Below are 11121 nucleotides of genomic sequence, written 5' to 3' on the forward strand. Positions count from 1 at the left end.
AATTCACCGGCGCTGTTACATCTGAACTTGATGTCAAGATAACCCTGTTCACCGCCGGAGGATCTAAATACACAATTGTTGACTTGACAGCAGGCCAAGCAACCCTTGGTGCTGTAACCTTTAAGTGGAAAACAGATGTTCTCAGTATAAGTGATTTTGGAGGGGCTCTTCCGAAAAACGAAGTAGTAGACAGTGCGGTTGTCAGGGTAGAAGCCATTTATACATCTGCTTCCCAGCTTATTTTCCAGATCGGAGCGAACGAAGGGCACAACATGGTTGCAGGAATTGACGACATGAGCGCAGCAGCACTCGGATTGACAACAACTTCCCTCAAAGTTACCACTCAAGACGCAGCCGAGAGAGCGATCATGGTTGTGGACGCTGCAATTCACAGGGTGAGCACGGCAAGGGCAGCACTTGGTGCTGTTCAGAACAGGCTCGAACACACCATCTCCAACCTCGGAGTTGCAGCGGAAAACCTCACAGCGGCCGAATCCAGAATCAGAGACGCAGACATGGCAAAAGAGATGATGGAATTCACCAAACAACAGATCCTGCTTCAGTCCAGTATGGCTATGCTCGCTCAGTCCAACACACTACCACAGAACGTCCTCCAGCTGATGAGATAAAAATAAACATCGTCAATTCGGGGGCATATGCCCCCTTTGTTTTTGTGCAAAAATATATGAGGAAGGAAAGAGCAGGACATAGAAATATACAACCGAGGTGAGAAGATGAGAAAATGTCTGCTTTCTGTAGCCATGATAGTGAAAGACGAAGAACACAACATAAGAAGAGCGCTTGAAAGCATAAAAGACGTCGTAGATGAAATCGTGGTGGTCGACACGGGATCCAAAGACAGAACACCAGAGATCGTGAGAGAATACACAGACAAGCTTTACTTCCACGAATGGAAAAACGATTTCTCTGAAGCGAGGAACTTTTCTTTGAAATTTCCCACCTGCGAGTGGATTCTCATTCTGGACGCTGACGAAGAAGCTTCAGAAGAGTTCAGACAAAACATCAGAAGTTTTCTGGAAAGCCTATCAGAAGATGTGAACACCGTGTATCTTCCCACAGTGAGTTATCTTGATTGGGACTTCAAAAAAACTGAAATAGCATCAACACCGAGGATCTTCAGAAACGGTACTGTTTACTATAAGAACATCGTTCACAACCAAGCGATTTATAAACCAAAGGTAGTACATGCCCCGTTCAGGATTTATCATTACGGCTACATCTGGACAAGAAAGCTCAAAAAGAAAAAGTATGAGCGAACAGGGACATTAATAAGAGAACATCTAAAGAACGTGAAAGATCCTGTAGAAAAGATATATTACCTTATTCAGCTTTACAAAACAAAGAAAATAGGTGGTAAAAAGCACGAGGAAAACAAAATCGCTTGGGAGACTCTGCAGGAAATAATGAAAATCGGGAAAATACCTGCAATAGGTCTGGAATTTCTTTATATATTCGGAATGGAGCTAATTTTGAATGGGTTCCTTGAAAAAGGAGAAGAACTCATAGATACTGCCATAAAAGCCTTTCCGGAAAATCCTGATCCTTATTTTGCAAAGCTTGCTATTTATGAGAGAAGGAAAGATTGGGAGAATCTCTATCAATGGGGAAAGAAATTTCTCGATGTTTTAAATAAAGCTTTATCGCAGGCCGAGAAGTACGAATTCACCATCACAACTATAAAAGAAATAGGAACAGCTCACCTTCTCATGTGCCACGCTTGTGTAAAGCTTAAAAAATGGAATGAAGCTTATGAACATCTACTGAAAGCGATTGAAAATGATATAGATGAGTCTAAATTCATCCTCACACTTCAAATTGTTTCAGAGATAAGCGAAAAAGAAGACTTCCAAAAGGTACTTAAATTAATCGAAAAGATCGCCGAAAACTCTGAAAACCTGTTTTTCGATGAAATAGTTGAGAAAATAGCGGAATTCGAGATTGAAGCATCCGAAAAGCTTTTGAACAAACTCCCTGTTTCAAGGAGAATCTCCAAATTCATTTTGAAGAGATTAGTAGAAAAGAAGGATTTCCTGTTCGAATACCTTACAAACGAGGACATAAACTCCTTCGTGGGAAAAACAGGTATCCCCGGACTTCTTTTCATCTTCGATCTTTTGAGAGAGAAAGAAACAGAAGGAAGACTCATCAGAATCCTCTCAAAGATCGAAGGTGATGAAAAACTTAACGGCATTATCCAGGCTCTCATCGGTGACCTGTATCTGAAACTTGGGAATTTCTCGGAAGCCATCTCAAGGTACAGAAAAACACTGGAACTGGCTCCGGAGATAGCAAGCTTCATAAAACCCGTGATAGAAGATCTGAAAACAAGACTCGACCCGGACATAGAAGGAGTTTACGAGGAATTGTACAGATACTTCTCCGGCTACAGAGAGTTTCCGTTCAACATCCTCGAATTCGCAAAAGAAGACGCAGAAAAACTGTATCTCATCTCCGATCACCCACTCGCCATCTACACCTCAGCAGTGGCTGTGTTCCAAAAAAGCAAAGAAAAAGCAAGAACGCTTCTTGAAAGAATAAAAGACATCTCAAAACTTCCATTCTACTATTACCGTCTCGCAAAAACCTGGGAAGAAGAGAATCCATTGAAAGCTTTCGAACTTCACATAAAAGCAGTGGAAGAAAACGAAAATCTGGGAGACATAGCACTTGGAAGATACAAATACAACGGGCTTTATCCGAATCAGACATTTCCGTTCATGAAAAAAGAGGATGAAATCATCTGGGTGGGAAACATAACAGAGAGATTCTCTGGTTTTGGTGCGATTCACCCTGTCAGAGCGTGGAAGAGAAAAGAAAACTTCTACTACGCGCTTCCATATCCATCAGATGAAGCCTTGAAGCTCTACAAAGAAAGAGAAAAGGAAATCATGAAAGAACCTCCATTCAAAGTGAAAGAAGAACACATAATAGAAGCTCTTCTGGAGAGCGATATAAGGGACCTGAGAATCAAAGGAGAAGCTCCTGGGATTGAGTCCGTCCTGAAAGATCTGGAAATAGAGTTGAAAGAAAACTCGAAGAACTTCCTTGTTGTTTCTGGTGTGGAAGAGACACTAGACCTGAATAAACTTGTTGAAAATGCTGAAAGAGTGCTTCTTTTCTTCTTCGTGCCTGATTTGAATGATAGAAACAACCCCGTGTGGTATTATCCTGGCTTCAGAGTATTGAGAACCACTCATCAAATGAGGAAAACTCTGGAAAATCTGAGATTCTCCGTTGTTAAAGTGAGAGCAGTTGATAAAAACCTCAGGTTCATTGAAGCCTTCAGGAGGGTCTGATTATGGACATCTTTGAAGAGATAAGAAAAAGGATAGAACAAAAAGAATTCTCGAAAGCAAAAGAACTGATTGAAAAGATAGAAGATAAAGTAGAAAGATACAATTTGCTCGGAATCATACACTACTACGAAGGTAAAATCGACGAAGCGCTCATGTTTTTCAAAAAAGCCCTCGATATCAATCCAATTCACGACGATGTTCTTTTCAACTATTCAAAGGTGCTCTTTGAAAAGGGAGAATACTTCGAATCCTGGAGGTATCTGACAAGGATCAACAGCAAAACGTGGGAAGTCTACGACATGCTTGGAGACACACAGTTGAAGCAGAACAATCCAGCGATGGCTCTTCATTACTATAAGAAGGCAATGGAACTTTCCAATATACCGGAAATGAAAGAAAAATACCAGATCTTGAAGGACCAGTTCAAAAAAGACATAAAGCTTGCCATATTTTGCCTTCCTGGTCTGGACAACTTCATAAAAGACATAGCTCAGATTTTGTCGAACATCTACGATGTGAAACTCGTAGTTACAACAGATGGGAAACAGATCCAGGAAGCTTACAACTGGGCAGATATCGTCTGGCTCGAATGGGCGAACGAAATGGCAGTGGAGATAACGAATAAACTGCCGAAGGATGGAAAAAAGATCATATGTAGATTACATGGTTACGAATCTCTTCGCAAAGATTTATTGAGTAACATCAAATGGGAGAAAGTAGATCATGTTGTTTTTGTCGCGGAAAATGTTTTGAAAACATCCCTTGAAAATTGTTCTCAACTCAAATTTGTTCCTCATTCATTGATTTGGAATGGAATAGATCTGACCAAGTTTACCTTCAAAGTGAGAAAACCTGGTTATAATCTCGTTTTTGTAGGGCATTTCAACTATAAGAAAAATCCGACTCTTGCAGTTCAAATATTAAAGAAATTGACAAATATTGATTCAAGATACAACATCTCCTGGGCGGGTCAGATGCAAGATGAAAGAATGTGGAGGTACGTTAATTACGTACTAAAAAAGATGGGAATAGAAAACAGGTTCAAATTTGATGGTTTTATAACGAATGTTAACAATTATCTTGAGAGTAAAAACATTTTTTTGTCTACAAGTATACACGAAGGGTACGGAGTAGCAATTCTTGAAGCAATGGCCAAGGGTATAAAACCAGTGATTCATAACTTCTATGTAGCTGAAGAATTTTATCCCAGAGAATATATTTTCAATACAATTGATGAAGCAATAGAAATGATATGTTCCGATGATTATGATTCTACAAAATATCGTGATTTTGTTGAACAAAATTGCTCCCTTGAAAAGCAAATTGCATCAATATTGAACATTGTCCAAACTCAAGATAACAGTAGAACAAAAAGTAAATCAATCCATAAGAAATCAAGCACAGGGAATAGTTTCGCGAAAATATGGAAAGAATACAATAAACTTGATTCTTTCACTATCATGAACGATCTTCCAGGAAAAAGTCTTAGATCAGAATTTGTAAGTTTATTAGAGCGCTTTTTTATTCTCAACAAAGCACGGATTTTAGAAGTCGGAACTGGAACAGGAGCGTTCTCAATTGAACTTGCACTCAGAGAAGCAGATGTCACTGGTATAGACATCGATCCTGCTTCTGTCGAACTAGCAACCAGGATAAGCAAGGATTATAATATTGAAAACGCTGAATTCGAAGTAGGTGATGGTTTAAAACTTACAGAATCGTTCAAGCCACAGGAGTTTGATATTGCTTTCAACATGGGAGTGGTTGAACACTTTAAAGATGACGACATAATCAAAATGTTAAAGCAAATGGGTGAAGTTGCGAAATTCGTTGTAGTAGGCGTTCCATACAGTGGTTCATTTGTTTACAAAACAGCAAAAGAAACCGCTCAAAAACTTGGTGCCTGGGAATATGGTTTTGAAAGAGACTTTTTAACCTTGGAACCTCTTATCAAACGAGCAGGTTTAATCCCTCTTCATGAAGAAGTAATAGGAGTTCTGGCAGAACCGTTTTACCTGAGAAGGATAAATCCAGAGTGGGTACCTTTAAAAATAGCTGAGAATTTGCAAAAATATTTTCAAGGTGAAAAAGTTGGTTCCTGGTTGATTTGTTTTGCAACAAAATGGCCAGGTTACGCAGATGAATTTCTGAAATTAGATGATCACAAGAAAATAAAGTTTGAAGGCAAACAAATAAGCTTATTAACTGTCCCCAAACCGCTGGTTTCTATTGTTATACCTGTTTTGAACGGAGCAAATTATGTAAAAAGACTCGTGGATAATCTTAAACAAATCGATCATGAAAATTTAGAGATTGTATTGGTTGACGATGGTTCAACTGATGGAACAGCTGATTTATTTGAAAGCCTCACAAAAGGAGAACCTAAGTTACGAGAGAAGGTTTTGATAATTAGAAATAAAGAAAACGTTGGAACCTTTCACTCAAGATTGATGGGCGTTAAACACAGTCAAGGATCATTTGTTTTCTTTCATGACATTGACGATCTTGCTTACCCCAAAGGAGTCAAAAAACTTTTGGATGATTTGCTGAATTTTCCGAACAAAAAACCATTACTCACCGTGGCAAATGCTTTGATGTCAGGAGAACAGTTCAATGGAGAAATTTGGTGCAGTGATTTTTACAAAAACATAGAAGAATTGTTTGTTTCAGAAATCACTTCTCTTTCAGGGAAAATTCCGATAATAGACACCCTTATAGAACGTATCCCTCTTCAAAAAGCTTATGAAGAACTTGCTAAAGTTCTTAGTAAAGTAGGAATAATAAAAATGACGATTGCCGAGGATACAATTCTTGCCAATTATCTTTTATTGGAGCATTTTGTGGAAAAAATGATTCCTACTTTCTACATTTTCCGGGGCTATGAGGTCGGTAACTTACAATCGAGCTCAAAAAAACTTTTGGAAAGGATCAAACAAATTCCCATACACATTGCCTTCCTCATGGTAATGTCACAAAAAGAAAAATTATTCGATAAGGCAACTCTCAATCAGCTTGAAAACACTGTGAAGCAGAGTGCTGTTAGAATCTACGGTCAAGAATTGGGACTGAAATTCTTTGAAAACTATCTAGAATTCAAACGTCGCTTTTCCAGTATACTTCTATAAATTACAATATACGAAAAAATTCACATAGTTGTTCCAGTTTTTGAAACCGCTTTCTTTACATTTTTTTGCTATAATCACTTTGGAATCCCTAATTCAATGGAGGTGTCCTGCATGCCCAAAATCTGGACTGAAAAGATCTTCGACGATCCGGAAATCTACATTTTGAGAATAGACGACGATCAGATAAAGTACTTCGAGGCGGTTTGGGAAATACCCGAAGGGATCAGCTACAACGCGTACCTTGTGAAGCTGAATGATGCAAACGTTCTGATAGACGGCTGGAAGAAGAACTACACGAAAGAGTTCATCGAGACTCTGTCCAGGATCGTTGATCCTAAGGAGATCACGCACATCATCGTGAACCACACCGAGCCGGACCACAGCGGATCTCTCCCTGCAACGCTCGAAGCGATTGGTCACGATGTGGAAATAATCGCTTCGAACTTCGGAAAAAGACTCCTCGAAGGATTCTACGGCATAAAAGACGTGACTGTCGTGAAGGATGGAGAAGAGAAAGAAATCGGAGGGAAAAAATTCAAATTCGTCATGACTCCCTGGCTTCACTGGCCCGACACGATGGTGACGTATCTTGATGGAATTCTCTTCGGCTGTGATGTGGGCGGTGGATACCTGCTCCCAGAGACTCTGGACGACTCAAACGAGAGCGTTGTGGAAAGATACCTTCCCCACGTCACAAAGTACATTGTCACGGTGATAGGACATTACAAGAATTACATCCTCGAAGGTGCGGAAAAGCTCTCCAGTCTGAAGATAAAGGCGCTCCTTCCAGGGCACGGACTGATCTGGAAGAAAGATCCTCAGAGACTTTTGAATCATTACGTGAGTGTCGCGAAGGGTGAACCGAAAAAAGGAAAAGTCACGGTGATCTACGATTCCATGTACGGCTTCGTCGAGAACGTGATGAAGAAGGCGATCGACTCTCTCAAGGAGAAAGGTTTCACACCGGTTGTGTACAAATTCTCCGACGAAGAGAGACCCGCGATCAGCGAGATCTTGAAAGACATCCCGGACAGTGAAGCACTGATCTTCGGTGTTTCTACCTACGAAGCAGAGATACATCCACTCATGAGATTCACCCTTCTCGAGATAATAGATAAAGTGAACTACGAAAAATCCGTCCTCGTCTTTGGAGTGCACGGCTGGGCTCCATCCGTAGAAAGAACAGCGGGAGAGCTTCTGAAAGAAACGAAGTTCAGAATTCTCTCTTTCACGGAGATAAAAGGTTCAAACATGGATGAGAAGAAGATCGAAGAGGCGATATCTCTTCTCAAAAAAGAACTGGAGTGATGAACGGTGAAAATAGTGATCGTTGGAAACGGCCCCGGCGGTGTTGAACTCGCAAAACAGCTTTCAGAAGAACACGAGGTCACCATCGTGGAAAGAGAAACGGTGCCCTACTACACGAAACCCATGCTCAGCCATTACGTCGCAGGACTGGCGGAGGAAAAAAGTCTCTTTCCCTATCCGCTCGACTGGTACGAAAAGAAGGGAATAAAACTCCTTCTTGGAACAACCGCAAAGAGAATAGACGCAGAAAAGAAAGTTCTCGAAACAGACAGAGGAACCCTCGAATACGACGTCCTCGTTCTCGCAACGGGTGCAAAGCCGAGAGCACTCAAGATACCCGGCTGGGAGCGAATGTATACTTTGAGGACGATAGAAGATGCGAAGAGATTGAAAAAGGCAGTGGAAAGAGAGAAAGATCTTCTCATCATCGGCGGAGGGTTCATCGGTCTTGAAATCGCAGGAAATCTGTCGAAGCAGGGTATCAAAGTGAAAGTGGTTGAGAAGATGACCCGTCTCATGGGGTTGGACGAAGAACTGACAGAGAGAATAAAAGGAGAGCTCGAAAAACACGGAGTGGAGTTTTACCTCGGCAGGGACGTGGAGAGAATAGAAAACGATGTTCTCGTCACAGACAAAGAAGAGATACCGGCGAGGGTGATTCTCTGCTCCATAGGAATTGTCCCGGAGGTGTCGCTTGCAGAAGAGAGCGGACTCGATGTGAACAGGGGCATCTTGGTGGACAAAACGTTCAGAACCTCAAAACCTGACGTATACGCCATCGGTGACTGCGCAGAGCACGAAGGCATCATCTGTGGAACAGCGAAAGCCGCTATGGCACACGCGAAAGTTTTGGCAAACACGTTGAAGGGTATACCCGATGAGTACGACTTTCGCTTCAAATCTTCTTACTTCAAGTTCGGAGACTTTCCTATAGCCATAGTTGGAGAACTCACAGACAGAGGAGAGTGGATCGACAGCGAAACAAAGGCTTTCTACAGAGACGAAAAAATCGTCGGTGTGGTCGTTCTATCCGACGTGAGAAAAGCCAGGGAGTGGGAGGAAAGACTAAGAAGCACGCGATGAAACTTTTCGACAGAATAGCGGAAAGGTACGATCTTTTGAACAGGATCATCTCTTTTGGTATGGATACAAAATGGAGAAAACGGGTAGTGGAACTCATCCTTGAGGTGAATCCAGAAAAGGTCCTCGATCTTGCCACAGGAACCGGAGATGTAGCCAGACTCCTGAAAAGAAAAGCACCGCATCTTAAAATCACAGGCCTGGATTCTTCATCGAAGATGCTGGAAACAGCAAAAAAGAGATTGAAAGATGGAGAGTTCATCGTAGGAGACGCTCACAATCTTCCTTTCGACGATAGAAGTTTCGACGCCATCACCGTGGCTTTCGGCTTCAGAAATTTCTCAGACAGAAGAAGAGTCCTGAGAGAGTGCAGAAGAGTTCTCAAAAGAAAGGGAAGATTGGTGATCCTTGAACTCCTTCCACCTAACACCAAAAGATTCACGGGAAAGATCTACTCTTTTTATTTGAAGACCTGGGTTCCATTCGTTGGGGGTCTTTTCAGTGGGGATTTCCACGCCTACAGGTATCTCTCCACCTCAGTTCTCAACTTCCTGACACCGGATCAAATAGTGGAGATGATGAAAGAAGAAGGCTTCGAGATGAGTTTTGAACCTCTTTTCTTCTCTGTAGCGGGAATTTTCATTGGCGATTTGATCTTGTGAGACGTTTGGGATCACCTGCAAAAGCTGATAGAATTTTCTCAGGTAATTAATTCGTCTCAGAAACGAATTTAACATGAGGGGGCAGGATCATGAAGATCTCCATCATCGGAGCGGGGAGTGTGAGGTTCGCACTTCAGCTTGTAGGGGACATCGCTCAGACGGAGGAACTTTCAAGGGAAGATACACACATCTACATGATGGACGTTCATGAAAGAAGACTGAACGCATCTTACATCCTCGCAAAAAAGTACGTGGAAGAGCTGAACTCTCCTGTAAAGATCGTAAAAACATCCAGTCTGGATGAAGCCATAGATGGAGCAGACTTCATCATAAACACCGCCTATCCTTACGATCCGAGGTACCACGACAGCGGCTCTCAAAGATGGGACGAGGTCACAAAAGTCGGTGAAAAACACGGCTACTACAGAGGAATAGACAGTCAGGAGTTGAACATGGTTTCCACTTACACCTACGTTCTTTCTTCTTATCCCGACATGAAGCTCGCCCTCGAGATAGCGGAGAAGATGAAAAAGATGGCACCCAGAGCGTACCTGATGCAAACGGCAAATCCCGTCTTCGAGATCACGCAGGCGGTGAGAAGGTGGACCGGTGCGAACATAGTGGGGTTCTGCCACGGTGTTGCCGGGGTTTATGAAGTCTTCGAAAAACTCGACCTCGATCCAGAAGAAGTGGACTGGCAGGTCGCTGGAGTGAACCACGGTATCTGGCTGAACAGGTTCAGGTACAGAGGAGAAGATGCATACCCGCTTCTCGACGAGTGGATAGAGAAGAAGCTACCAGAGTGGGAGCCGAAGAACCCATGGGACACACAGATGTCTCCTGCCGCGATGGATATGTACAAATTTTACGGTATGCTTCCAATAGGTGACACCGTGAGGAACGGCAGCTGGAAGTACCACTACAACCTGGAGACGAAGAAGAAGTGGTTTGGAAAGTTCGGCGGCATAGACAACGAAGTGGAAAGACCGAAATTCCATGAGCAACTCAGAAGAGCAAGAGAGTGCCTCATAAAACTTGCAGAAGAGGTTCAGCAAAGACCAGGTATGAAACTCACGGAGGAACATCCTGACATCTTCCCGAAAGGAAAACTCAGCGGAGAACAGCACATTCCTTTCATCAACGCGGTAGCGAACAACAAACGTGTGAGACTCTTTCTGAACGTGGAAAACCGGGGAGTGCTCAAAGACTTTCCCGATGATCTTGTGATGGAACTTCCCGTCTGGGTGGACGGCAGTGGAATCCACAGAGAGAAAGTGGAACCCGATCTCACCCACCGGATAAAGATCTTCTATCTGTGGCCCAGGATTCTGAGAATGGAGTGGAACTTAGAAGCATACATCTCGAGGGACAGAAAGGTGCTCGAAGAAATCCTCCTCAGAGATCCAAGGACAAAATCCTACGAGCAGATCGTGCAAGTGCTCGATGAGATCTTCAACCTGCCGTTCAACGAAGAGTTGAGGAGATACTACGAAAAGAAATTCTGAAAGAACAAAGCCCCCTGATCGGGGGCTTTTCTTTTGGCTGGGGCGGGTGGATTCGAACCACCGATCGCGGATCCAAAGTCCGCCGCCTTACCGCTTGGCCACGCCCCAACCCTTTCCATGCTAT

7 protein-coding genes and 1 tRNA gene are annotated in these 11121 nt (G+C 42.6%); 7 read left to right on the forward strand and 1 reads right to left on the reverse strand.

Going from position 1 to position 11121, the window contains the following annotated elements:
- From MC24_RS07630 to aglA, 7 genes are all read left to right on the forward strand, one after another.
- Positions 1–629 (forward strand): flagellin (locus tag MC24_RS07630; RefSeq protein WP_038054237.1); only part of this gene is annotated, 629 nt, incomplete at its 5' end.
- A gap of 105 nt (positions 630–734) precedes the next feature.
- Complete coding sequence (locus tag MC24_RS07635; protein ID WP_008192803.1) at positions 735–3317, forward strand: glycosyltransferase family 2 protein; 2583 nt, start codon at positions 735–737, stop codon at positions 3315–3317.
- A 2-nt stretch (positions 3318–3319) separates the two neighbouring features.
- A complete protein-coding gene (locus MC24_RS07640) occupies positions 3320–6442 on the forward strand; it encodes a glycosyltransferase (RefSeq protein ID WP_038054240.1) in 3123 nt (1040 codons plus the stop codon).
- A 111-nt stretch (positions 6443–6553) separates the two neighbouring features.
- Positions 6554–7750, forward strand: a complete 1197-nt coding sequence (locus MC24_RS07645; protein WP_038054243.1) for an FprA family A-type flavoprotein — start codon at positions 6554–6556, stop codon at positions 7748–7750.
- A 6-nt stretch (positions 7751–7756) separates the two neighbouring features.
- Positions 7757–8833 carry an NAD(P)/FAD-dependent oxidoreductase gene (locus MC24_RS07650; protein WP_038054246.1) on the forward strand — a complete coding sequence of 359 codons (1077 nt, stop codon included), beginning with the start codon at positions 7757–7759 and terminating at the stop codon, positions 8831–8833.
- The gene (gene ubiE, locus MC24_RS07655) at positions 8830–9492 is read left to right on the forward strand and encodes a bifunctional demethylmenaquinone methyltransferase/2-methoxy-6-polyprenyl-1,4-benzoquinol methylase UbiE (RefSeq protein WP_029683495.1); all 663 of its coding nucleotides are present in this window, start codon (positions 8830–8832) and stop codon (positions 9490–9492) included. Before MC24_RS07650 ends, ubiE begins: the two co-directional genes overlap by 4 nt.
- An 89-nt stretch (positions 9493–9581) precedes the next feature.
- The gene (gene aglA / locus MC24_RS07660; protein ID WP_029683494.1) at positions 9582–10997 is read left to right on the forward strand and encodes an alpha-glucosidase AglA; all 1416 of its coding nucleotides are present in this window, start codon (positions 9582–9584) and stop codon (positions 10995–10997) included.
- A gap of 34 nt (positions 10998–11031) precedes the next feature.
- Here aglA and MC24_RS07665 read toward each other — a convergent pair.
- Positions 11032–11105: transfer RNA gene (locus tag MC24_RS07665), tRNA-Gln, on the reverse strand.
- Between the last annotated feature and the right edge of the window lie 16 nt (positions 11106–11121).

The sequence above is a fragment of the Thermotoga sp. Mc24 genome (assembly GCF_000784835.1).
Classification (GTDB): domain Bacteria; phylum Thermotogota; class Thermotogae; order Thermotogales; family Thermotogaceae; genus Thermotoga.

What these genes read in the sequence shown, in the direction of transcription:
- ubiE (WP_029683495.1), top strand. Translation starts at nt 8,830, where the DNA reads ATGAAACTTTTCGACAGAATAGCGGAAAGGTACGATCTTTTGAACAGG.
- MC24_RS07635 (WP_008192803.1), top strand. Translation starts at nt 735, where the DNA reads ATGAGAAAATGTCTGCTTTCTGTAGCCATGATAGTGAAAGACGAAGAA.
- aglA (WP_029683494.1), top strand. Translation starts at nt 9,582, where the DNA reads ATGAAGATCTCCATCATCGGAGCGGGGAGTGTGAGGTTCGCACTTCAG.
- MC24_RS07645 (WP_038054243.1), top strand. Translation starts at nt 6,554, where the DNA reads ATGCCCAAAATCTGGACTGAAAAGATCTTCGACGATCCGGAAATCTAC.
- MC24_RS07640 (WP_038054240.1), top strand. Translation starts at nt 3,320, where the DNA reads ATGGACATCTTTGAAGAGATAAGAAAAAGGATAGAACAAAAAGAATTC.